Genomic DNA, 22,125 nt, shown 5'->3' with positions numbered 1-22,125 from the left:
CGTCGGCGAACGGACGCGGGGCCGGCGAAACGGGTGCGGGGCCGGCGGCACGGCCGCGCGCCGCCGCCCCGGGGCGGTCAGCGCCGGTCGTCGCCGGCCGGTGCGCCGACCTTGCGCGCGACGCGCTCGGCGGAGTTCCGGACGGCCGCCCGGTAGGGCTCGCCGAGGCCGCAGACCGGTGCCAGCAGCCGGCACTCGTCGACGCTCGCGTCCTCGTACGGCAGGGCGAAGCCGACCAGCGGGAGCACCTCGGCCGGGGCGCGTCCGGCGAACAGTGCTGCCGCCTCCGGGTCGGCGATCCGCCCGTGCTCGTCGAGCAGCACGCCGAGGGCCAGCACGTCGCGTCCGTCGACGGTGCCGCGGACGGCACCGAGGGTGTGCCCGGGGGCGGCTGCGGCCAGCTCCCGCTCGACCTCCGGCATCAGCCGGTCGGCCTCCAGCCACCCGCCGAAGGCGAGGGCCAGTTCCAGGTCGAGCCGGGGCCACTTGGCCAGGTAGTACCGGTTGGTCTCGACGGCCGAGCGGTCCTGGGCGCCGGAGTCCCGCCGGTGCGGCAGGTGGACGCCGTAGACGTCCTGGCCGAGCGTGATCGGGATCCCGGCCCGGGCGATCCGCAGCCCCCACTCCTGGTCCTCGGCGCCCCAGCCGAGGAAGCCCTCGTCGAGCAGCAGCCCGTGGGTGCGGACGGCGGCGGTCGGCAGGGCCATCAGGCCGGTGCGGGCGAAGGCCCAGGGGAACCGGGCGAAGGCCGGGGCGTGTCCGGCGGACCAGCGAGGGTCCAGCCGGGCCCGGTCCGCCGACTCCAGGTCGGCGAGGACCTGGCGGTAGTGCGCGTAGTCCGGGGCCTCGACGGTGTCCAGGTCGGTGGAGATCACCTCGTCGTAGCCGAAGACCTGGCCGAGCACGCAGACCTGCTGGCCGTGCTGGAAGTGCCGTTCGTAGAGGGTGCGCAGGGCAGCCGGGGGGATGACGACGTCGGCGTCGAGCACCATGACGGCCTTCCCGGTGGCGTGCCGGATGCCCAGGTTCCGGGCGTGGCTGGTGTTCCACTCCTTGCTGGTGAGCACCGAGACGATGTCGAGCCGCCCGGTGAACTCGCGGCACAGCGCGACGTACGCCGGGTCGTACTCCATCACCCCGACCACGACCTCGAACTCGGAGCGGTCCAGGGTCTGTTCGGCGAGCGAGGTGAACACCGCCCGGATGTTGTCCAGGCGCTGCTTGTAGGGGATCACCACGCTGATCTTCGGTTCGGTCACTGCTGCCTCTCGTCTGGCCGTGGGGAGCTGAACTGGCGCACCCCAGCCTAGGAGGATTGGCAACATCAGGCAATAACGTGACTGAACTTTGGAAACTCAAGGCAAGCTCTGGCAAGGTGGCTGGTGCGGCCGGGTTCCGACCCGCCCGCACCTGCCCGGACGTGCGAAAACGGCTCCGCACCGGTGAACCTGCACCGGTGCGGAGCCGTTTCCGTTCCGCCGCCCACCCCGCGGGAGGCGCCGTCCAAGGAGCCCTAGCGGGCGCCCCACGCCTCGTCGGTCGGCACGACCTCGCGGCCGAGCGGCATCAGCGAGATCGGGATCATCTTCAGGTTCGCCCACCCGAAGGGGATCCCGATGATCGACAGGAACAACGGGACGCTGGTGATCAGGTGCGCGAGGGCCAGCCACCACCCCGCGAAGATCAGCCAGATCACGTTCCCGATGCAGGACGCCGCCCCGGCCTCCGGCTTCTCCACCGTCGTCCGCCCGAACGGCCAGAGGATGAAACCGGCGATCCGGAAGGACGCAATGCCAAATGGAATGGTGATGATGAGAATGCAGCAGATGATTCCCGCGACCGCGTAGGCGATCGCCATCCAGATCCCACAGAAAAGCAGCCAGATGACATTGAGGATGAATTTGAAAACCGTCATGGCTGACACCTTCTCACGGCTGGCGGGCTGGCCCCTACGATCCAGCCATTCCCGCCCCACCCCGTGTCTACGCCCCTAGGGGTCGATCGTCGGGGTCCGCTCGGGGGTGCGGGTCGGGACGGCCGTGCAGGCGCGGGACCAGCCACGGGTGCCGGACCCCCGTCCGGCCGGGTGGGGGCGGGCCGAGGCGTCGACCATCGGGCCCGCCCGGCCGCCGGTGGCCGGGGCCGGGGGCTGCAGGGGTCACGGCCGCGGCCTGGCGGCGGATTTCCGCGGACGGGAATTCCTCCTCGCCTCTGCCGGTGTGTGACGGCCCGGTTCCCCGGAATCCCCGCGCCGGCGGTCGGGGCGGGATATCCCGCGATTCCGGCAGCCGGCCGCGATGACGGGCGGACGGATCCGGCCGGCGGATTCGGGCCGCGGTCGCGGTGGCGGCCGGGCGGCGGGTGCAGGGCCCGCCGCCCGGCCTTCGGGGGCCGCGCGGCCCGCCCGGCGCCGGCGGGCGGTGTGGCCGTGCGGCGGCCCGGTCGGCCCGGTGCGGATCCCACACGGTCCGCACCGGGCCGGGTCGAGGGGAGGGCCTACCGGCGCAGCGGGCCCTCGCAGGTGTAGTCGGCGGTGCCGGCCCGGCCGGTGGGCCAGACGTCGACCTTGCCGAAGGTGCAGTTCATGTCGTTGAGGTTGTCGGCGCCGGCGACGTCCCTGGTGCGGGCGAGGACGAAGTAGTCGACGGTGTCGGACATGTCCTTGAAGACCTTGTCCGGGTCGGTGGCGTCGGTGAGGTTGGCGGTGATGCGGCCGGTGCAGACGAAGCGCATCGGCTTGTTGGCCCAGTCGCCGTTGTCCTTGCAGTCCGGGGTGTTCTGGGTGGCCGCGGCGAAGGCCGTCCGGACCTCGGAGGCCCAGGCGAGGTCGAGCGAGCCGTTGGCGGTGAAGGAGGTGGACGGCACGTACAGGTGGTCGACGTCCTTGATCTGCGCGTCGAGGAAGGCGGAGTACTCGCGGTTCAAGGCGGCGTCGGCGCCGAGGCGCTCGCGCCAGGCGTCGAAGCCGGCCGGGTCGTCGGCGCGCTGGTGGTCGTACATCTCGCGGAGCAGCGAGGGGTGGGCGGTCCAGAGGAACTCGAAGAAGGTGCCGGCGTAGTTGTAGAAGTGGAACGCCGGGGTGTCGTCGTAACCGGCGTGCAGGATCTGGGCGATGGTCATCCGGGGGATGCCGGAGGCCTCGTCGGAGGCGAGCTTGGCGACCAGCGACTTGCGGACCCGGATGCCCTGGTCGCGGGTGGATCCGTCGAAGAACTCGGCGGTGCCCTCGTCCATCGCGGTGGTCCGGTCACCGGCGTACCAGCGGGTGTCACCGAAGTAACCCGGCACCGCCCAGCGGCCGTTGAGGTAGTGCACGTACTCGTGGCGGAAGAGTTCCTCGAGGGTGAGGGTGGAGTCCTGCGGGACGCGCCGCTGGTAGGTGTAGAAGGTGGCGCCGCGCTCGATGTAGATGCCGCCGTTGTTGGTGCTGTAGCCGGTGAGGATCGGGTGGTAGACCTCGTAGTCGGCGCGGGAGGCGTAGAGCTGGATGTGCAGGGTGCTGTTGACGTCGCCGGCGAGCGGCTGGTCGGTGCCGAGGACGCGCAGGAACTGGCTCTTGACCTGCTTGCTGGCGTAGTACATCTGGTCGACGGTGGCCTTGTCGAGGGCGGTGCGGACCTCGATGGCGCCGTTGTCGTAGGTGTAGGTGTTGGGGAAGAGACGCTTCTCGAGGTCGGCGACGCAGACGCCGAACTGCTGGCAGACGCCGTAGGTGTTGGCCCAGCCGATGAGCTTGGCCCACGGGTCGGACCACTCGCCGAAGGTGGCCTTGGTGGTGGTGAGCAGGGCGCCGAGTTCGGCGACCACGCCGTCGTGCAGGGCCGCGACCTGGCCGAGGCGGCCGTACTCGCCCATCGCGTCGCGGGCCGCCCAGGCGTTGGCGGTGCCCTTGAGGTGGCCCCAGCCGGCGTAGGCGCGGATCGCGGCGCGGAAGTCGCCGTCGGCGGTGACGGCGGCGAGGTAGGCCGGGTCCTGGTTGGCGACGCCGAGGTAGTTCATGTTGAGGGCCTGGAGGACGGCGTTGCCCCACGCGGAGCTGTCGGCGACCGTGGTGCCGGGGGCGAGGACTCCGAGCAGGCGACGGGCGAGGCCGAGGTTGTGCTGGCGCAGCCCGTCGGCGCCGGCGGTGATGGTGGCCTCGCGCAGGATGTCGGCGGCGAGGTCGGTGCGGTCGAAGGCGTGCGCGCTGCCGGTGTAGGCGGTGACGGCCTCCTGGAGGGCCGCGAGCGTGCCGGGGTCGGTGACGTTCAGTTCGTGGTGGCTGAAGCCGTGGTAGACGGTGGCGTGCAGGTACGTCCACAGCTCGTAGAGGTGCGAGGCGTTGCTGCCGTCGTCGGTGGCGGACAGCTGGGTGATCCGGTGGGCGACGGCCTGGACGTGGGCGTTGTCCATGGTGGTGGTGAAGCGGGCGTCCCAGGTCCAGATGATGCCGCGCAGGCAGCCGTCGGCGGTGACGGCCGGGTCGGTGAGGAAGGCGACCAGCTGGTCGGCGCCGAGGCCGGTCAGTCCGTCGACGGTGCAGGGCACGCCGGCGCGGGTGGTGGGTGCGGCGGTGGCGGTGGCGGGGGAGGCCGGGGCGGCGGTGGGTGCGGGGGCGCCGACGCGGTCGGGCAGCAGGCCGGGGACGGGGGAGCCGCCGAGCGAGCCGCCGCCGGGGGCCGGGGCGGCGGAGCCGGGTCGGGCGGCGGCGCTGCCGAGGTGGTCGGCGTCGTCGTAGGCGGTGCGCTGGTCGGCGCCGACGGGGCTTCCGGCGGTGGACGCGGTGGCGCCGGAGGTGGGGGCGGTGGCCGTCGTGGCGGCCGGGGTGAGCGCCTGGGCGGTCTGCAGGGTGGGCAGCGTGAGGGTGGCGGCCATGGTGGCGGCGAGCAGGACCCGCTTGGCGACACGGGAGGTTGACACCGGTACTCCTGGTGGGGGAAGTGGCAGGGCGGTGCGAGGCGGCAGTGCCGTGGGTTTCCGGCCCGGGACTGCCGGGGGGTGGGGTGGGGCCGGGGCGGACGGTGGGGTCGTCGGTGCCCTTGGGGTGCTGCGTAACATAGCAATGTGAAATTGCACCTGCCAAGAGGGTGAACGAAGTTGACCCCGGATCGGGTGGACGGCCCGGCTCCGGGTAGCCTTCGGGATACCCTGCGGGGGTACGTGGGCGGCCTCGGTCGGAGGCACGGACGGTCGGGAGGCGGAGGATGGCGCGGTCGCGACCCCTCGGGCCGGCCCGGCTCGCCCTGCCCCCGGCGCCCCGGGCACTGCGGCTGCTGCTCCTCGCCGCCCTGCTGCTCGGCCTCGTCACCATGCACACCCTCGGCCACCCCGCGGGCGGGCACGGTCCCGGTGGCAACGGCACGGGCGCCCCGGGGCACGCGGCCGCCGCCGCGCCGCACCGGGCGACGGCCGCGCAGCCCGGCGAGCCCGCCGCGCCGCACCCGCCGACCGCCGGACGGCCGGCCGGCTCCGCCACCGCCCACCCCGCGGCGGCCGGTACCGACCCGATGTCCGTCTGCCTCGCCGTCCTCGTGGCCTGGACGCTGCTGCTCCTCGCCGCCGGCCCGCTGCCGCACCGCGACCGCGACGCCGCGGCCGCCGTCCGGGCCCGGCTGCTGGCGGCCGTCCGCGCGCTGCCCCCGCCCGGGGGCGGGCGGATCCTCCTCGCCCGGCTGTCGGTGCTGCGTCAGTAGGCGCGCGCCGGCCGTCCCGTGCCCGCGCGCGGAACGGCCGACGCGTCGTCCGACTCACCCACACCACCGCACGAGGTGCACTCCGTCATGCGCACACCCACCCGTCGTACCCTGCTCGGCGCGGCGCTCGCCGCCGCCGGCACCGGCCTGCTCACCGCCTGCTCCTCCGGCGGCACGGGAGGCATGGACCACTCCGCCATGGGCCACTCCGGCCCGAACGGCACGCCCGTCCCGCCCGGCGCGAGCGACCCGAACGCCCCGGCCGCCACCGCCACGACCACCGCCCCCGGCGGCTTCGTCACCCCCGACGGCCCCGAGGTCGCCGCCGCCGAGGCCGCGCGCCGGCCCGGACCCGAGCGCAGGGTCGCCCTCACCGCCACCGAGACGACGCTCGACCTCGGCGGCCGGACCGTCAGGAGCTGGGCCTACGGCGACCGGCTGCCCGGCCGGGAGATCCGCGCCACCGCCGGCGAGACCCTCGCCGTCACCCTCGCCAACCACCTTCCGCAGCCGACCTCGTTGCACTGGCACGGTCTCGCGCTGCGCAACGACATGGACGGCGTGCCGGGCCTCACCCGGGAGGCCGTCCGGCCCGGCGCCGCCGCCGAGCACCGCTTCGCGCTCGGCCACCCGGGCACCCACTGGTTCCACCCGCACTCCGGGGTGCAGCAGGAGCGCGGCCTGTACGCGCCGCTGATCGTCGAGGACCCGAGGGAGCCGCTGCGCTACGACCGGGAGTGGGTCGTCGTCCTGGACGACTGGCTGGACGGCGTCGACGGCAGCACCCCGGACGCCGTCCTGGCCGAACTCGCCGCAGGCGCGGGCGGGACGGACCACGCGGCGGGCGGCCACGACATGCCGGGGATGTCCGGCACGGCCGGCGCCACCGGTCCCTCCCGGATGCTGATGGGCGCCCGCAGCGCCCTGCTCGGCGGCGACGCCGGCGACGTCGCCCACCCCTTCCACCTGGTCAACGGCCGCCTGGCGGCCGCACCCGAGACCTTCACCGCCAAGCCCGGCGACCGGGTGCGGATCCGGCTGGTCAACGCGGGCGGCGACACCGCCTACCGGGTCGCCCTCGGCGGCCACGAGCTGACGGTCACCCACACCGACGGCTTCCCCGTGGAGCAGACCACCACCCAGGCGCTGCTGCTCGGCATGGGCGAGCGCTACGACGTCCTGGTCACCGTCAAGGACGGCGTCTTCCCGCTCACCGCGCTCGCCGAGGGCAAGGGTGCCACCGCGCTCGCCCTGCTGCGCACCGGTGGCGGCACGGCCCCGGACGCCTCGGTGCGCCCGGTCGAGCTGGACGGGCGGCTGGTCACCGCGGCGCGGCTCAAGGCCGATCCGGCGGTGCGGCTGCCGGCCAGGGCGCCGGACCGCACGGTGCGACTGGACCTCACCGGCGGTATGGCGAAGGCCGATTGGGCGTTCAACGGACGCCGGTACGAGCCGTCGCAGCGCCATCCGGTGGCGGCGGGGGAGCGGGTCCGGCTGGAGTTCCGCAACACCACGGGCATGTGGCACCCCGTCCACCTGCACGGGCACAGCTTCGCGCTGGCCGGTGACGGGCCCCGCAAGGACACCGCGGTGGTGCTGCCGGGCGAGACGCTGGCGGTCGACTTCGACGCCGACAACCCGGGTCTGTGGATGGTGCACTGCCACAACGTGTACCACGCGGAGGCGGGCATGATGACCGTCCTGGGGTACCGGGCCTGACCGGCGGGTGCCGGGGCGGGGCCGTCCGTCCGTCCGTCCCGCTCCGGCGCCTGCTCGGCGGGGGCCCGCCCCGGCGCCCTTTCGCCCGGGTCCCGCTCTCGCCGTTCGCCCCCCCCGCAGGAGTCCCGCCGCGGTGCCGTGGGAGTCCCGCCCGGTGCCGGGCTCCGGCGGCACCCCCGCGCCCCCGCCGTGCCACCCGCCGCGACCTGCGGAGCAATGACGCTTTCTTAACGCGGGCCGATGACGATTCCTTGACGCCCGTCGCATAGCCTGGCGCACTGCCGTCGCCCGACGGCGCTTTTACGGGGTCTTTAAACAAGAGGTGCAAGGTGGCTTCGTCGGGGTCGACGGACACGGCGACGGCGGATCCGTCGTCGGCGCGAATACGGTTGCGCAACTGGCTGCTGGAGGACGTGTCCGCGGAGAAGCCCTCCGCCGCCGAGGCCGCCGAGGGCTCCGGGCACGGTGGGGCGGAGTCGGGGGACTCCGGCGCCCACAAGGGCGAGCGCTGGTGGCGGGTGATGTGCCTGACCGGCCTGGACTACTTCTCGACGCTCGGCTACCAGCCGGGCATCGCCGCCCTGGCCGCGGGTGTGCTGTCGCCGATCGCGACGATCGTGCTGGTGGTCGTCACCCTGCTGGGAGCGTTGCCGGTCTACCGCCGGGTCGCCCAGGAGAGCCCGCGCGGCGAGGGTTCGATCGCGATGCTGGAGCGGCTGCTCTCGTTCTGGAAGGGCAAGCTGTTCGTCCTCGCACTGCTGGGTTTCGCGGCGACGGACTTCCTGATCACCATCACGCTGTCGGCCGCCGACGCGAGCGCGCACCTGGTGGAGAACCCGCACCTGACCGGCGTCCTGGGCGGCAAGCAGGTGCTGATCACGCTGGTCCTGGTCGCGATGCTCGGAGCGGTCTTCCTCAAGGGCTTCGGCGAGGCGATCGGCCTGGCCGTCGTCCTGGTCGGGATCTACCTGGTGCTCAACGTGGTCGTGGTGGCCGTCGGCCTCTGGAAGGTCGTCGAGGCCCCGCACGTCGTCACCGACTGGACCGACGCGCTGACCGCCCAGCACGGCAACCCGGTCCTCATGGTCGGCGTCGCGCTGGTGGTGTTCCCGAAGCTCGCGCTGGGCCTGTCCGGCTTCGAGACCGGTGTCGCCGTGATGCCGCACATCGAGGGCGACCCGGACGACACCGAGGAGAAGCCCACCGGCCGGATCCGCGGCACCCGCAAGCTGCTCACCACCGCCGCCGTGATCATGAGCTGCTTCCTGATCGCCACCAGCTTCATCACCACGCTGCTGATCCCGGCCGACCAGTTCAAGCCGGGCGGCGACGCCAACGGCCGCGCGCTGGCCTACCTGGCGCACCAATACCTCGGCGGGGCCTTCGGCAGCGTCTACGACCTCTCCACCATCGCCATCCTCTGGTTCGCCGGCGCCTCCGCGATGGCCGGCATGCTCAACCTGCTGCCCCGCTACCTGCCGCGCTACGGCATGGCGCCGCACTGGGCGCGCGCGGTGCGGCCGATGGTGATCGTGCTGACCCTGATCGGCTTCCTGGTCACCTGGATCTTCCACGCCGACGTGGACGCCCAGGGCGGCGCCTACGCGACCGGTGTGCTGGTGCTGATCAGCTCGGCCGCGATCGCGGTCACCATCGCCGCGTACAAGGCGCGCCAGCGCGGCTGGACCACCGCCTTCGCGATCATCGCGGTGATCTTCCTCTACACCACGGTGCTGAACGTGACCGAGCGCCCCGACGGTCTGAAGATCGGCGCCTGCTTCATCGCCGGCATCATCCTGGTCTCGCTGCTGTCCAGGCTCCGGCGGGCCTTCGAGCTGCGGGTCACCGACGTGGCCCTGGACGAGGTGGCGGAACGCTTCGTCAGGGACTACGCGCACCGCCCGCTGCGGCTGATCGCCAACGAGCCCACCCACCGCGACGTCGCCGAGTACCGCGACAAGATCCGCCAGATCCGCGCCGACAACGACATCCCCGGTGAGGACGACCTGGTCTTCGTCGAGGTCACCGTCCGGGACGCCTCCGACTTCGAGGCCGCGCTGACCGTGCGCGGCGAGGTGCTGCACGGCCGCTACCGGGTGCTGACGCTGGAGAGCTCCAGCATCCCCAACGCGATCGCCGCCCTCGCCCTCACCGTCCGCGACCGCACCGGCCAGCAGCCGCACCTCTACTTCGAGTGGACCGAGGGCAACCCCTTCGCCCAGTTCCTGCGGTTCTTCCTGTTCGGTCAGGGCGAGGTCGCGCCCGTCACCCGTGAGGTCCTGCGCGAGGCCGAGCCGGACCGCTCCCGCCGCCCCCGCGTCCACGTCGGGTAGGGCGCCCGTCCGGCCCCTGCACCCGCGGCAACGCCGTCGGCCCGCCCGGTCCACAGCGGACCGGGCGGGCCGACGGCGTTCACGGCTCCCTAGGAGGGCAGGCGCAGCAGGAGTCCGGGCTGGATGAGGTCCGGGTCCCCGCCGACGGCGGCGCGGTTGAGCGCGTAGAGGGCGGGCCAGCCGCCGGGCACGCGCAGGGCGTCGGCGAGGTCGGCCAGGGTGTCGTCCTCGCGGACCGTCCAGGTGCCGGCCCCGGCGGTCGGGGTGGTGGTCGGGGCGGTGGCCGGGGCCGCGGCGGCCGGTGCGGCCGGCAGGGGGAGGGCCTCGTCGTGCGCGCGCCCGTGGTCGCGGGTGGCGCGGGCGCCGCACACCGGCCAGGGCGAGAGGCCGCGCTTCGCGGCGAGGTGCTGGGCCACCGCGATCTGCTCCTCGCGGCTGGCGAGGTCGGCGCGCGGGGCGTAGGCGAGGCCGCCGTACTCCCGCCAGGTGGGGGCGTCGAACTGGAGGCCGCCGAAGTAGCCGTTGCCGGTGTTGACGTGCCAGTCGCCGCTGCTCTCGCAGGCCGCCACGCTCTCCCAGTCGTACCTGCCGCCGTGCCTCCCGCCGGGGTCGGATCCGGTGGCGCGGCCCGGTGGCGCGGCCTGGGCCGTGGGGGCGGCGACGGCGACGGCGACGGCGCACAGGGCGGCGGGGAGGAGACGTCGGAGACACGCGGTGGCAGGCATGGGCGGCTCTCAGGTTCGGGAACAGGGCCTGCACCGCCCGGAGGCGGCGCACTCCCAACCGACGCACGCCGAGTGGGGCGGGCCGCCGCCGACACGTCCGGCAGGTCACCCGCCCGGCCGCGCCGGACCACCCCGCCGGCCCGCGGCCATCCGGCCGTACCGGCCGTTCGGGATCCGCGCGGGATCCGTTCGGGATCCGGGCGGGAACGGCGCGGCGGACGGAGCGGGGAGGGGCCTGGCGAGCCTCCCGGAGGACCGGCGCCCCGAGCCCGGGCCGGCACCCCGGCCCGGGCCGTTCCGCGGGGTCAGGCCTTGATGGTGAGCCAGGCGCCCAGGCCGTTGCAGCCGCCGGCGTCGTAGCTGGTGCTGCGGTAGCCCGCCGGGATCGGCGAGTAGGGGCAGGTCCAGACGCCGTTGCGGACCAGCTCCTGGAACCAGGCGCCGACGCCGCTGCACCCCTGGGGGTTGTAGTTGGTCAGCACGTAGCCGGAGACGATCGGGGAGCCCGAACAGGTCCAGAGGCGGTTCTGCGCGGGCTGCTGGTACCACGAGCCGTGGTTGTTGCAGCCGCTCGCGTTGTACATGGTGATCACGTAGCCGGCCGGGACGGGCGCCCCGGAGCAGCTCCAGCCGCCGGCCGCGGAGGCGGTGCCGGCCGTCGTGCCGGTGAGGGCGGCCGCCAGCACGGCGACCACCGCGGCGGCCCTTCCGAAGCGGGTCATCAGTCGGCGCAGGATCCTGGTCACGGCGACACCGTTCCGATCGTCGTCAGCCGGCCGTCGGGACGGCGCGGGGAGGGAGGAGCAGAGGAGGGCGGGGCTGCGCCGCACCCTAGCGGCGGACGATCGGTCGGCGGCAGGTCCGGACCGAAAGATCGCCGAAGCTGACCGGAAACGATCCGTCAGCCCCGGGCGGGTGGGCACGAGCACCCGCAGTGGCGGGCGGCGGACGTGGAGTAGGGGGTACGGCCGACGTCTTGTCGCAGCTCGGGGCATCTGGCAGGCTCGGCCGCGACGCCGCGAAGGGTGCCGCCGGGGCACTCCTTACCGAGGGGCCGAGAGGCGGTTGGGCGACAGCCGCACGCGTGGTGCACGACCGGCACCCTGCAAGACCCCCTGGACCCCGGCGCCAGCTTCCACCTCCCCTGTGGGGTGCCAGGGCGCGGGCCCGTGCCGGGGGCCCGTGGCCCGGTGCGGCCGCGGTCCGGGCGGGACCGCGGCCGAGCGTTCAACTGCCGTTCGCCGGCCGCACCGTCCGAAGTGGCGCGCCGGTTCCCGTCCGGCTGGGACTCTCCTGGGCGTTTCCCCGAGCCCAGGAGGCGGCAGTGGCACACCCTTCGGAGCACCCCACGTACCCGGCGCACCCGGCGCACCCGGCGCACCCCGCGCCCCCGGCACGCCCCTCGCGCCGGACGGTCCTGCGCACCGGTACGGCGGCCGGCGCCCTCGCCGCGCTGCCCGCGTCCACCCTGCTGTGGACCCGGCCGGCGATCGCCGGCACCCCCGGCCCCGAACAGATCCACCTGCAGTGGGGCGAGGAGCCCTCCCGCGAGATGACGGTCTCCTGGGCGACCGCCGGCAGCGTGCGCCGGCCCCGGGTCCGGATCGGCACCCCGCGCGGCGGCGCCGGCCACAGCGTCGACGCCGAGACGCGGACCTACGTGGACGGGCTCAACAAGGTCGAGACCTACACCCACCACGCCCGTCTGGACGGCCTGCGGCCCGACACCACCTACGTCTACGAGGTGCTGCACGACGGCTCCGACCCGGTGCGCGGCACCTTCCGCACCGCCCCCGCCCGCGGCCGGGCCGCCTTCCGCTTCACCAGCTTCGGGGACCTGGGCACCGGCGACGGCGTGTTCAAGAAGTCCTCGATCCACGGCGCCGCGGCCGTCCGCCAGGTGGAGCGGTTCGCGCCGCTGTTCCACCTCCTCAACGGCGACCTCGCCTACGCCAACAACAACACGGACCTCCAGCCGCAGTGCTGGAACGCGTTCATGAACAACCTGTCCACCTCCGCCGCGAACCGCCCGTGGATGCCCGCGCCCGGCAACCACGAGGTCGAGGCCGGCGGCGGGGACCTCGGCTACGCCTCCTACCTGACCCGCTTCGAGCTCCCCGACAACGGCACCCGCGACCACTGCGGCACCTGGTACAGCTTCCAGATCGGCGCGGTGCTCTTCGTCAGCCTCGACGGCAACGAGATCGCGGTCGAGGACGACGCCAGCATCGACCCGGCCACCGGGCTGTCCATCTACATCAGCGGCTACAGCGAGGGCGCCCAACTCCGCTGGCTGGAGCGGGTCCTGGCACGCGCCCGGCGCGGCCGCGAGGTGGACTGGATCGTCGTCAACCTGCACCAGTTCGCGATGTCCTCCTCGGCCGCCAGCCACGGCGGCGACATGGGCATCCGCGAGCACCTGCTGCCGGTGCTCGACCGCTACTCCGTCGACCTCGTGCTGGCCGGTCACGACCACGACTACGAGCGCACCCACCCGGTCCGCGGCACCGAGCCCGGCGGCCTGCTCACCCCGGCCGTCGCCGACGACGACACGCGCCTGATCGACACCTCCAAGGGCACCGTCCACCTGATCCTCGGCGGGGGCGGCACCGCCGGGCACGACGACGTCTACCTGCCCACCGACCCCGACGGCGTGCGGCAGGCCTCGGTCCGCACCCAGCGCCTCACCTTCAAGGCCGACCCGGACGCGAAGGAGAAGGCGCACTGGTCCGCGGTCATCGACCCGGACACCGCCTTCCCCCACGGCGTCGCGGTGTTCGACGTCGACCCGGGCACCCTGCCGGGCGGCCGGACCACCATCACCGTCAGCTACTACCACTCGGCGCCCGCGACCGTCGCCGACCCGTTCCCCGTGCCGGTGCTCTTCGACCGCTTCACCCTCCGGCGCGACCGCAGCGACGGCCGGCACCGCCACGACGAGGACGGCGCCACCGACGCACGGGCGGAGGCGGCCGCCGGCCGTTAGGGCGTGTCCGACCCGGGGTGTCACGCCGAGGGCGGGAGCGGGACGTCGGACCGGCCGACCTCCCGCTCCCGCCCTTCGGCGCGCGGTGGTCAGCCGAGCAGGAGGAACTTGGTGGAGGTGGCGCCCCGGTAGGTGCTGCAGTCGTAGTTCTGGGTGGTCTGGCTGTACGTGAAGCCGCTGGGGACGTCACAGGCCCAGAGGCCGCTGACCGGCTTGCGGAGGTGGAAGGCGTTCGACTGGACGCCCTGGGTGAGGCTGCAGGCGGTGCCCCAGGTGAGGTAGTCGTAGGTGAACTCCGGCGTGCCCATGCAGGCGGTGAGACCGTCGTAGGGCTTGCGCAGGTGGTACTGGTTGGACGTCACGCCGGAGATCTGGCTGCAGGCACTGCCCCAGGTGATGGCGTCGTAGACGAAGCCGGGCGCGCTCTTGCAGGCCGTCAGGCCGTCGACGGGGGTCCGCAGGTGGAACTGCGGCGAGTTCCAGCTGCCGCCGCCGCTGCAGGAGCGGTTCATCGACACCTGGTCGTAGACGTACCCGGCCGGGACGTCGCAGGCCCAGGCGCCGTCGAGGCTGCTGGTGGTGGCCTGCGCCGGGGTGGCGGCGACCGCGCCGGAGAGCAGCAGGACGAGGGCCGCCAGTGCGGCGAGCACCAGACGGACGGGGCGGGTGTGTGCGGCGGGCATGTCTCTCCCAGGGTCGAGGCCGGACGAGGGGGTGGCACGGGAACGACGGGGCGTGCGGTACCGGGCGGGCAACGGGAGTTGCGGCCCGCCGACGGTTCTAGCGCGGCGTGCTCACGGCCGCCTCGGGCGCCGGTCGAGGCGGGTGGCGCCGCCCGGCAGCGCGCCGCGGTGCCGTGACGCCTGACGGGCGGCGGCGGCCCGCGGGGGAGTGCCGCGGATCACACCGCGGATCGCCCGGTGCGCGAAATGCGCCGGACGCCGTGGCGGTTGGAACCGCACGTATTCCATGCACGTGCACATAACGTCCGCTACCCGCGAGGAACACCCATGACCGTCACCGCGTCCGCCGCCTCCCGCGCGGCCGAGATCCTCTCCCGTCCGGTCACCCTGAACGGCCTGACCGTCCCCAACCGCATCGTGATGGCGCCGATGACGCGCATGTTCTCCCCGGGCGGCGTCCCCGGCGCGGACGTGGAGTCGTACTACGCCCGCCGTGCGGCCGCGGGCGTGGGCCTGATCGTCACCGAGGGCACCTACGTCGGCCACGAGTCCGCCGGGCAGAGCGACCGGGTGCCCCGGTTCCACGGCGAGGAGCAGCTGGCGGGGTGGGCGAAGGTCGCCGAGTCCGTGCACGCGGCGGGCGGCACGATCGTGCCGCAGCTGTGGCACATCGGCATGGTGCGCAACCAGGGAGAGCCGCCCTACGCCGACGCCCCCGCCGTCGGCCCCTCCGGCCTGCGCCTCGACGGCACCGAGGGCGCCGGCCGGGCGATGACCCGGAGCGACCTGGACGAGGTCGTCGGCGCCTTCGCCGAGTCCGCCGCGGCGGCCGAGCGGATCGGCTTCGACGGCGTCGAGCTGCACGGCGCCCACGGCTACCTCGTCGACCAGTTCCTGTGGGCGGGGACGAACCGCCGCACCGACGCCTACGGCGGGGACCCGGTGGCCCGCACGAAGTTCGCGGCGGAGATCGTGGCCGCGGTCCGGGAGCGGGTCTCGGCCGACTTCCCGGTGATCTTCCGCTACTCGCAGTGGAAGCAGGAGGCGTACGACGCGCGGCTCGCCGAGACCCCGGAGGAGCTGGAGTCGATCCTGGCCCCGCTCGCCGCGGCCGGCGTCGACGCCTTCCACGCCTCGACCCGCCGCTACTGGGTGCCGGAGTTCGAGGGCTCGGACCTCAACCTGGCGGGCTGGACCAGGAAGCTCACCGGCCGGCCCACGATCACCGTCGGCTCCGTCGGCCTCGACGGCGACTTCATCCACGCGTTCGCCGGCGAGGGCGCGCCGGTCCAGGGCCTCGACAACCTGCTGGACCGCATGGAGCGCGACGAGTTCGACCTGGTCGCGGTCGGCCGTGCGCTGCTCCAGGACCCGGAGTGGGCGGCGAAGGTCCTCGGCGACCGGTTCTCCGAGCTGAAGCCGTACGACGCGGCGGCGGTGCGGACGCTCAGCTGACGCCGGTCGTCAGCCCGGCCCCGGCCCCGGCCCCCCGGCCCGTCGCGCGCAGCAGCGCGGCGGGCCGTCGCACGCTCCGGTGGCGGCCCGGGCCCGGGCCGTGGTGCGTCGCCCGGGCGGGCGGACGGCCAGGCCGCTCAGGCCGCCGGGCGCAGCGCCGCCGCCTCCCGGGCCTCGTCGTAGCGGTGCAGCACGAGGCGGGCGACGGCCGGGTGGGCGGACAGCGGAGCGCTGGTCCAGGTCGCGGCGGTGGTGGCGGCGCGGCGGGCGAAGAAGCCGGGGGCGAGCAGGTAGCTGGCGAGCGCGGTGCGGGGGTGACCGGCCTCCCGGAGGGCGGCGACGGCCCGGTGCGGGGTGGGCTCGGCGGCGGAGAGGTGGGCGGGGGTGACGGTGCCGCCGAGGCGGGCGGCGAGCAACCGGGCCATCCGGGCGGTGTCGGCGAGGGCGGTCGGGTCGGTGGAGCCGGCGCCGGCGAGGACCACCGGGGCGCCGGGCGGGGCGCCGGCCTCGGCGAGGCGGTCGGCGAGGGCGTCGGCGAGCAGCGGGTGGGGGCCGAGCGCGGGGGCGAGGTGGGAGAGCGGCAGACGGGCGCCGGCCAGGGCCGCGGGCAGGTCGACCCGCACGTGGTGGCCGGTGCCGAGGAGGAGCGGGACGAGGATCGGCCGCGCACCGGAGAGCCGGGCGAGGGCGTCGCCGAGCGAGGGGCGGGCGAGGTCCAGGAAGCAGCAGCGGACGGTCAGTCCGGGCCGGAGGGCGCGGACCAGCCGGAGCAGGGACCGGGTCGAGGCGGCGGCCACCGGGTCCCGGCTGCCGTGGGCGACGGCGAGCAGGACGGGCGGCATCAGCCCGCCGCCAGGCGGTAGCCGCGCTTGGGGACGGTGCGGATCAGGGCGGCGTGCGGCCCGAGCGCGGCCCGCAGCCGGCCGACGGCGGCCTCCACGGCGTGCTCGTCGGCGGTGGCGTCCGGCCAGGCGGCGCGCAGCAGCTCGGCGCGGCTGAGGACGCGGCCGGGCCGTTCGGCGAGGGCGCGCAGGACGGCGGCGCCGCGCGGGCTGAGCCAGTGGCTCTCGCCGTCGACCAGGGCGGCGTTTCCCTGCAGCGTCAGGACCGTTCCGGACAGGGCGAGTTCGCGCCTGCCGCGGTTGGGCAGGGTGTCGGCCAGCAGCCGGACCAGCGAGCCGAGCCGGCCGCGTTCGGGGTGGACGGCGGGCAGGCCGAGGTCGGTGAGCGGCCGGGCGCACAGGGCGCCGACGCAGACCGGCAGGACGTCGGTGCGCAGGGCGTCGACCAGTGCCTCGTACAGGCCCTCGGTCTCCGCGGTGGCCAGCAGGGCGGTGATGGCGGGGGCGCTGGTGAAGGTGAGCGCGTGCACCTGCCGGCGGACGGTCTGGTCGAGCAGGCGCCGCACCGCGCCCGGGTCCTCGGGCTGCGCCCACCGGTAGACCGGGACGGAGATGACCTCGGCGCCGCGTTCGCGCAGCGCGGCGGCGAAGGAGTCCAGGCGCACGCCGTGCTCCTGGACGGCGATCCGGCGCCCGGCGAGCGGGCGGGCGAGCAGCCAGGTGAGCAGTTCGTCGGTGGCCTCGGTGCCGGGGGAGTAGCCCTCGTCGAGCCCGCTGGCGCGCACCGCGCCGGTGGCCTTGGGGCCACGGCTGAGCACGACCGCGCCCCGGCAGGCCAGGGCGAGCTCCGCGCCCCGGCCCCAGCCCTCCGCGGCGCTCATCCAGCCGCGCCAGCCGACGCCGGTGGTGGCGACGACGTAGTCGAGCGGGCCGGCCAGGCAGCGGTCGGTGGCCGCGCGCAGGGCGAGGTCGTCCGCGAGGGGGAGGATGCGCAGCACCGGGGCCTCGACCACCTGGGCGCCGCGCCGGCTGAGCAGGGCGCTGAGCTCCTCGCGGCGGCGCGCCGCGGTGACCCCGACGGTGAAGCCGGTGAGCGGTCCTGGCTGGGTGAGGGTTGCCATGCCGGGAAGCGTGCGGTGCGCGTGTTACGGGGGCGTTGCCCGGCCGTCACCCACAGGTAAGCGAAACCAGGGCTCCGGTTACGGCGGATGTCCGGGAGCGCACCCGGTGGCCCGGGCGCCGTGAGCGAGGCGTACCGCGCCCGCAACACCCGTGACCCGGACCGGAAACAGCGGGCGGTCAGATTTCCGGCATGACGACAAGCACCCACGACCGGATCCGGGACCTCGTCCTCGTCGGCCACGGCATGGTCGGCCAGCGCTTCCTGGAAGCCTGGACGGAGCAGCCCGCGGCACGCGGCTGGCGGGTCACGGTGCTCGCCGAGGAGCCCCGGCCCGCCTACGACCGGGTCCACCTCAGCTCGCTGTTCGACGGCAGCACCCCCGAGGACCTCTCGCTCTGCCCGGACGGCTTCGTCGCCGAGCACGGCGTCGACCTGCGCCTGGGCGACCCGGTCACCGCGATCGACCGGACGGCACGGACCGTCACCACCCGCTCCGGCGCGACCGTCCGCTACGACGCGCTGGTACTGGCCACCGGATCCGTGCCGTTCGTGCCACCGGTGCCCGGCAAGGACGCCCCGGGCTGCCACGTCTACCGCACCGTCGAGGACGTGGCCGCGATCCGGGAGGACGCGGCCACGGCCGGCACCGGCGTGGTGGTCGGCGGCGGGCTGCTCGGACTGGAGGCGGCCGGAGCCCTGCGGGCCGGCGGACTGGCCACCCACGTGGTCGAGTTCGCGCCCCGTCTGATGGCCGTGCAGGTCGACGACGGCGGCGGCGCGGTGCTGCGCCGCAAGATCGAGGACCTCGGCGTGACGGTCCACACCGGCGCCGGCGCGAGCGCCGTGCTGACCGGCCCGGACGGGCGGGTGCGCGGCCTGGCCCTCTCCGACGGGCGGGAACTCGCCGCCGGGCTGGTGGTGTTCTCGGCCGGGGTGCGCGCCCGTGACCAGCTGGCCCGCGACTGCGGCCTGCCGGTCGGCGAGCGCGGCGGCGTCGTCGTCGACGCGCACTGCCGCACCGCCGACCCGGCCGTCCTCGCCGTCGGCGAGTGCGCCCAGGCCGCCGACGGCCGGGTGTACGGCCTGGTCGCCCCCGGCTACCAGATGGCCGAGACCGCGGCCCGCACCCTGGCGGAGCTCGACGGCGAGGGCGCCGGGCGGCTCGGCGAGGGCTTCACCGGCGCCGACACCTCCACCAAGCTGAAGCTGCTCGGCGTCGACGTGGCCAGCTTCGGCGACCCGCACGGCAGCGCCGAGGGCGCGCTCGACGTGCTGTACAGCGACAGCCGCAGCGGGGTCTACCGCAAGCTCGTCATCGGCGCGGACGGCGCGCTGCTCGGCGGCGTCCTGGTCGGCGACACCGACGCCTACGGCACCCTGCGCCCGCTCGCGGTGGCCGGCAAGCCGCTCACCGTCGCCCCCGAACAGCTCGTGCTGCCGGCCGGGTTCGGCGCCGCGGGCCCGGTGGCGCTGCCCGACGACGCGGTGCTCTGCTCCTGCCACAACGTCACCCAGGGCGCCGTCCGCGCGGCCGTCCGCGAGCAGGGCTGCGACGGCGTCGCCGCGGTCAAGAAGTGCACCCGGGCCGGCACCGGCTGCGGCAGCTGCCTCAAGCAGCTCGGCACCGTCGTCACCGAGGAGCTGGAGGCCGCAGGCGTCAGCACCGCCAAGGGGCTCTGTGAGCACTTCGCCCACACCCGCGCCGAGTTGTACGAGATCGCCAGGGTCACCGGCGCCACGACCTTCTCGGAGCTGCGCGACCGCCACGGCTCCGGTGAGGGCTGCGAGGTCTGCAAGCCCACCGTCGCCTCGATCCTGGCCAGCCTCGGCAACGGCCACATCCTGGACGGCGAGCAGGGCGCCCTGCAGGACTCCAACGACCACTTCCTGGCCAACCTCCAGCGCAACGGCTCCTACTCGGTGGTGCCCCGGGTGCCCGGCGGCGAGATCACCCCCGAGGGCCTGATCGTGATCGGCGAGATCGCCCGGGACTTCGGCCTCTACACCAAGATCACCGGCGGACAGCGGATCGACCTCTTCGGCGCCACCGTGGACCAGCTCCCGGTCATCTGGAGCAGGCTGGTCGACGCCGGCTTCGAGTCGGGCCACGCCTACGGCAAGGCGCTGCGCACCGTGAAGTCCTGCGTCGGCGAGACCTGGTGCCGCTACGGGGTGCAGGACTCCACCGCCCTCGCCATCGAACTGGAGCTCCGCTACCGGGGGTTGCGTTCCCCGCACAAGCTCAAGTCCGCCGTCTCCGGCTGTGCCCGGGAGTGCGCCGAGGCCCAGAGCAAGGACTTCGGCGTCATCGCCACCTCGGCCGGCTGGAACCTCTACGTCGGCGGCAACGGCGGCATGACCCCGCGGCACGCCGACCTGCTCGCCGCGGACCTCGACCGCGAGACCCTCATCCGCACCATCGACCGCTACCTGATGTTCTACATCCGCACCGCCGACCGGCTGGAACGCACCTCGGTCTGGCTGGAGCGACTGGAGGGCGGCCTCGACCACCTGCGGGCCGTCGTCCTCGACGACTCGCTCGGCATCGCCGCCGAGCTGGACGACCTGATGGCCCGTCATGTCGGCGCCTACCAGGACGAATGGGCGCAGACCCTCGCCGATCCCGACCGGATGCGTCGCTTCTCCTCCTTCGTCAACGCCCCGGGCACCCCCGACCCCGCGGTGACCTTCGTCCCCGAACGCGGCCAGATCCGCCCCGCCCGCCCCGGCGAGGCCGGACAGACCCTCACCGCCCCGGTCCTGATCGCCGGGGCCCGACTGGAGGTGGTCACCCCGTGACCGTACAGATCCACGACGGTACCGCCTGGCGGACCGCCTGCGCCCTGGAGGACCTGCAACCCGGCCGCGGAGTGGCCGTGTTGCTCCCCGCCGCAGGACAGATCGCGCTGTTCCGCGACGCCGCCGGCACGCTGTACGCCGTCGACAACCTCGACCCGTTCAGCGGTGCGCAGGTGCTCTCCCGCGGTCTGCTCGGCAGCCGCGGCGACCGGCCGACCCTCATCTCGCCGATGTACAAGCAGGTCTACGATCTCACCGACGGCCGCTGCCTGGACGAGGACACCGCCCCCGACGGCGCTCCCGCCGTCCTGCGCCGCTGGCCGGTACGGATCGCCCCGGATGGACTCGCCCCGGAAGGAGAGGCGGCATGACCACCGTCGCCGACGTCAGACAGCCCGCAGCGCTCAGCGGTTGGGATCCGGAGGACGAGGAGTTCTGGGCCCGTGCCGGGGCCCGGATCGCCCGGCGCAACCTGGTCTTCTCCGTCCTCTCCGAGCACATCGGCTTCTCGGTGTGGAGCCTGTGGTCGGTCCTCGTGCTGTTCCTCGGGCCCGAGTACCACATCGACACCGCGGGCAAGTTCACCCTCACCGCGCTGCCGACCGCGCTCGGCGCCCTGCTGCGGCTGCCCTACGCCTTCGCCGTCGCCCGCTTCGGCGGGCGCAACTGGACGGTGGTCAGCGCACTGCTGCTGCTCGTCCCCGCCGCGCTCGCCGCCCTGGTGCTGGAACCCGGGGTCTCCTACGGGACGCTGCTCGCGGTGGCCTGCGTGGCCGGCGTCGGCGGCGGCAACTTCGCCTCCTCGATGGCCAACATCAACGCCTTCTACCCGCACCGGCTCAAGGGCTGGGCGCTCGGCGTCAACGCCGGCGGCGGCAACCTCGGCGTCCCGGCCGTCCAACTGCTCGGCCTCCTCGTGCTGGCCACCGCCGGCGCCGCCCACCCGCGGCTGCTGCCGCTGATCTACCTGCCGCTGATCGTGCTCGCCGCGGCCGGGGCGTGGTGGCGGATGGACAACCTCGCCGTCTCCCCGGCGGGGGAGGGCCGGGCGCTGCGCGAGGTCGCCCGCGACCCGTACGGCTGGGCCGTCTCCACCCTCTACATCGGCACCTTCGGCTCCTTCATCGGCTTCGGCTTCGCCTTCGGGCAGGTGCTCCAGGTGCAGTTCCACGCGCGCTTCGACACCCCGGTCAAGGCCGCCGCGCTCACCTTCCTCGGGCCGCTGCTGGGTTCGCTGCTGCGCCCGGTCGGCGGGCGGCTCGCGGACCGCTTCGGCGGCGCCCGGGTCACCCTCGCCACCTTCGCGGCCATGGGCGCCGGGACGGCCGTGGTGATCACCGCCTCCCGGGCCGGCTCGCTGCCGCTGTTCCTCGGCGGGTTCATCGCCCTGTTCGTGCTCAGCGGCATCGGCAACGGCTCGACGTACAAGATGATCCCCGCCCACTACCAGGCCCTCGCGCGGGCGGCGGTCGCGGCCGGGGCCGACCCGGCGGCCGCCGAGGCCGACTCCCGGCGCCGCGCCGGCGCGCTGATCGGCCTCGCGGGCGCGGTGGGGGCCTTCGGGGGCGTCCTGGTGAACCTGGCGTTCCGGCAGTCCTTCCTGGCCAGCCACAACGGGGACGCCGCCTACCTGGGCTTCCTCGCGGCGTACCTGGGATGCTCGGTGCTCACCTGGGCGGTGTGGCTGCGCCGGCGCTGAGGTCCGTGGCCCGCCCCGGGGCCGCTGGGCCGTCCGTGCGACGACCGGACGGCTCGGCGCGCGGGCCGACGGCCGGGAGGCTAGCGTCG

General features: G+C 74.6%; 16 protein-coding genes. 8 read left to right on the top strand and 8 right to left on the bottom strand.

Annotation, left to right across the window (positions count from 1 at the left end; genetic code table 11):
* Positions 1-77: 77 nt before the first annotated feature.
* From ACIA8Q_RS14735 to ACIA8Q_RS14725, 3 genes are all read right to left on the bottom strand, one after another.
* Entirely contained in the window at positions 78-1,259 is a 1,182-nt protein-coding gene (locus tag ACIA8Q_RS14735; protein ID WP_360217837.1) for a glycosyltransferase, read from the bottom strand.
* Positions 1,260-1,513: 254 nt separating this feature from the next.
* A complete protein-coding gene (locus tag ACIA8Q_RS14730) occupies positions 1,514-1,915 on the bottom strand; it encodes a YccF domain-containing protein (protein WP_360217834.1) in 402 nt (133 codons plus the stop codon).
* A gap of 581 nt (positions 1,916-2,496) precedes the next feature.
* Entirely contained in the window at positions 2,497-4,899 is a 2,403-nt protein-coding gene (locus tag ACIA8Q_RS14725; protein ID WP_360217831.1) for a collagenase, read from the bottom strand.
* 284 nt (positions 4,900-5,183) lie between these two features.
* Between ACIA8Q_RS14725 and ACIA8Q_RS14720 the strand changes: the two genes are divergently transcribed.
* From ACIA8Q_RS14720 to ACIA8Q_RS14710, 3 genes are all read left to right on the top strand, one after another.
* Positions 5,184-5,672, top strand: a complete 489-nt coding sequence (locus tag ACIA8Q_RS14720) for a hypothetical protein (RefSeq protein WP_360217828.1) — start codon at positions 5,184-5,186, stop codon at positions 5,670-5,672.
* A gap of 87 nt (positions 5,673-5,759) precedes the next feature.
* Positions 5,760-7,391: a multicopper oxidase family protein gene (locus ACIA8Q_RS14715; RefSeq protein ID WP_360217825.1), complete on the top strand. Its 1,632-nt coding sequence runs from the start codon at positions 5,760-5,762 to the stop codon at positions 7,389-7,391.
* Between the two features lie 521 nt (positions 7,392-7,912).
* Positions 7,913-9,724 carry an amino acid transporter gene (locus ACIA8Q_RS14710; protein ID WP_360217925.1) on the top strand — a complete coding sequence of 604 codons (1,812 nt, stop codon included), beginning with the start codon at positions 7,913-7,915 and terminating at the stop codon, positions 9,722-9,724.
* A gap of 89 nt (positions 9,725-9,813) precedes the next feature.
* Here the strand turns inward: ACIA8Q_RS14710 and ACIA8Q_RS14705 are convergent, their stop codons facing one another.
* Positions 9,814-10,449, bottom strand: coding sequence for a transglycosylase family protein (locus ACIA8Q_RS14705; protein WP_360214924.1), 636 nt, complete (start codon positions 10,447-10,449; stop codon positions 9,814-9,816).
* A gap of 305 nt (positions 10,450-10,754) precedes the next feature.
* On the bottom strand, positions 10,755-11,195 hold the full coding sequence (locus tag ACIA8Q_RS14700) for a hypothetical protein (protein WP_360214921.1): 441 nt from the start codon (positions 11,193-11,195) through the stop codon (positions 10,755-10,757).
* A 578-nt stretch (positions 11,196-11,773) separates the two neighbouring features.
* Here ACIA8Q_RS14700 and ACIA8Q_RS14695 point away from each other — a divergent pair.
* A complete protein-coding gene (locus tag ACIA8Q_RS14695; protein ID WP_396317246.1) occupies positions 11,774-13,435 on the top strand; it encodes a purple acid phosphatase family protein in 1,662 nt (553 codons plus the stop codon).
* Between the two features lie 89 nt (positions 13,436-13,524).
* On the opposite strand, the gene ACIA8Q_RS14690 is transcribed toward ACIA8Q_RS14695, so the two are convergent.
* Positions 13,525-14,118 carry a hypothetical protein gene (locus tag ACIA8Q_RS14690; protein WP_360214915.1) on the bottom strand — a complete coding sequence of 198 codons (594 nt, stop codon included), beginning with the start codon at positions 14,116-14,118 and terminating at the stop codon, positions 13,525-13,527.
* A 327-nt stretch (positions 14,119-14,445) separates the two neighbouring features.
* Here ACIA8Q_RS14690 and ACIA8Q_RS14685 point away from each other — a divergent pair, with 327 nt between their 5' ends.
* Positions 14,446-15,573, top strand: coding sequence for an NADH:flavin oxidoreductase (locus ACIA8Q_RS14685; protein WP_360214912.1), 1,128 nt, complete (start codon positions 14,446-14,448; stop codon positions 15,571-15,573).
* 137 nt (positions 15,574-15,710) lie between these two features.
* Here ACIA8Q_RS14685 and ACIA8Q_RS14680 read toward each other — a convergent pair whose 3' ends face one another.
* Positions 15,711-16,415, bottom strand: a complete 705-nt coding sequence (locus ACIA8Q_RS14680) for a sirohydrochlorin chelatase (protein ID WP_360214909.1) — start codon at positions 16,413-16,415, stop codon at positions 15,711-15,713.
* Entirely contained in the window at positions 16,415-17,536 is a 1,122-nt protein-coding gene (locus tag ACIA8Q_RS14675) for a uroporphyrinogen-III synthase (protein WP_360214906.1), read from the bottom strand. Before ACIA8Q_RS14675 ends, ACIA8Q_RS14680 begins: the two co-directional genes overlap by 1 nt.
* 191 nt (positions 17,537-17,727) lie before the next feature.
* On the opposite strand from ACIA8Q_RS14675, the gene nirB reads away from it, so the two are divergent.
* From nirB to ACIA8Q_RS14660, 3 genes are read left to right on the top strand one after another with little or no spacing between them, the layout of a single operon-like run.
* Positions 17,728-20,337, top strand: coding sequence for a nitrite reductase large subunit NirB (gene nirB / locus ACIA8Q_RS14670; RefSeq protein WP_360214903.1), 2,610 nt, complete (start codon positions 17,728-17,730; stop codon positions 20,335-20,337).
* On the top strand, positions 20,334-20,708 hold the full coding sequence (gene nirD, locus ACIA8Q_RS14665; RefSeq protein WP_360214900.1) for a nitrite reductase small subunit NirD: 375 nt from the start codon (positions 20,334-20,336) through the stop codon (positions 20,706-20,708). Before nirB ends, nirD begins: the two co-directional genes overlap by 4 nt.
* On the top strand, positions 20,705-22,036 hold the full coding sequence (locus ACIA8Q_RS14660) for an MFS transporter (RefSeq protein ID WP_360214897.1): 1,332 nt from the start codon (positions 20,705-20,707) through the stop codon (positions 22,034-22,036). Before nirD ends, ACIA8Q_RS14660 begins: the two co-directional genes overlap by 4 nt.
* Positions 22,037-22,125 lie beyond the last annotated feature (89 nt).

Origin of the sequence: Kitasatospora sp. NPDC051705, from assembly GCF_044453265.1 — a bacterium.
Taxonomy (GTDB): Bacteria; Actinomycetota; Actinomycetes; order Streptomycetales; family Streptomycetaceae; genus Kitasatospora.
Note: the sequence above shows the minus strand (reverse complement) of the source record. Positions and strands in the feature narration are given on the sequence as shown.

What these genes read in the sequence shown, in the direction of transcription:
- ACIA8Q_RS14660 (WP_360214897.1), top strand. Translation starts at nt 20,705, where the DNA reads ATGACCACCGTCGCCGACGTCAGACAGCCCGCAGCGCTCAGCGGTTGG.
- ACIA8Q_RS14690 (WP_360214915.1), bottom strand. Translation starts at nt 14,118, where the DNA reads ATGCCCGCCGCACACACCCGCCCCGTCCGTCTGGTGCTCGCCGCACTG.
- ACIA8Q_RS14710 (WP_360217925.1), top strand. Translation starts at nt 7,913, where the DNA reads ATGTGCCTGACCGGCCTGGACTACTTCTCGACGCTCGGCTACCAGCCG.
- ACIA8Q_RS14680 (WP_360214909.1), bottom strand. Translation starts at nt 16,415, where the DNA reads ATGCCGCCCGTCCTGCTCGCCGTCGCCCACGGCAGCCGGGACCCGGTG.
- ACIA8Q_RS14720 (WP_360217828.1), top strand. Translation starts at nt 5,184, where the DNA reads ATGGCGCGGTCGCGACCCCTCGGGCCGGCCCGGCTCGCCCTGCCCCCG.
- ACIA8Q_RS14675 (WP_360214906.1), bottom strand. Translation starts at nt 17,536, where the DNA reads ATGGCAACCCTCACCCAGCCAGGACCGCTCACCGGCTTCACCGTCGGG.
- ACIA8Q_RS14685 (WP_360214912.1), top strand. Translation starts at nt 14,446, where the DNA reads ATGACCGTCACCGCGTCCGCCGCCTCCCGCGCGGCCGAGATCCTCTCC.
- nirB (WP_360214903.1), top strand. Translation starts at nt 17,728, where the DNA reads ATGACGACAAGCACCCACGACCGGATCCGGGACCTCGTCCTCGTCGGC.
- ACIA8Q_RS14705 (WP_360214924.1), bottom strand. Translation starts at nt 10,449, where the DNA reads ATGCCTGCCACCGCGTGTCTCCGACGTCTCCTCCCCGCCGCCCTGTGC.
- ACIA8Q_RS14730 (WP_360217834.1), bottom strand. Translation starts at nt 1,915, where the DNA reads ATGACGGTTTTCAAATTCATCCTCAATGTCATCTGGCTGCTTTTCTGT.
- ACIA8Q_RS14715 (WP_360217825.1), top strand. Translation starts at nt 5,760, where the DNA reads ATGCGCACACCCACCCGTCGTACCCTGCTCGGCGCGGCGCTCGCCGCC.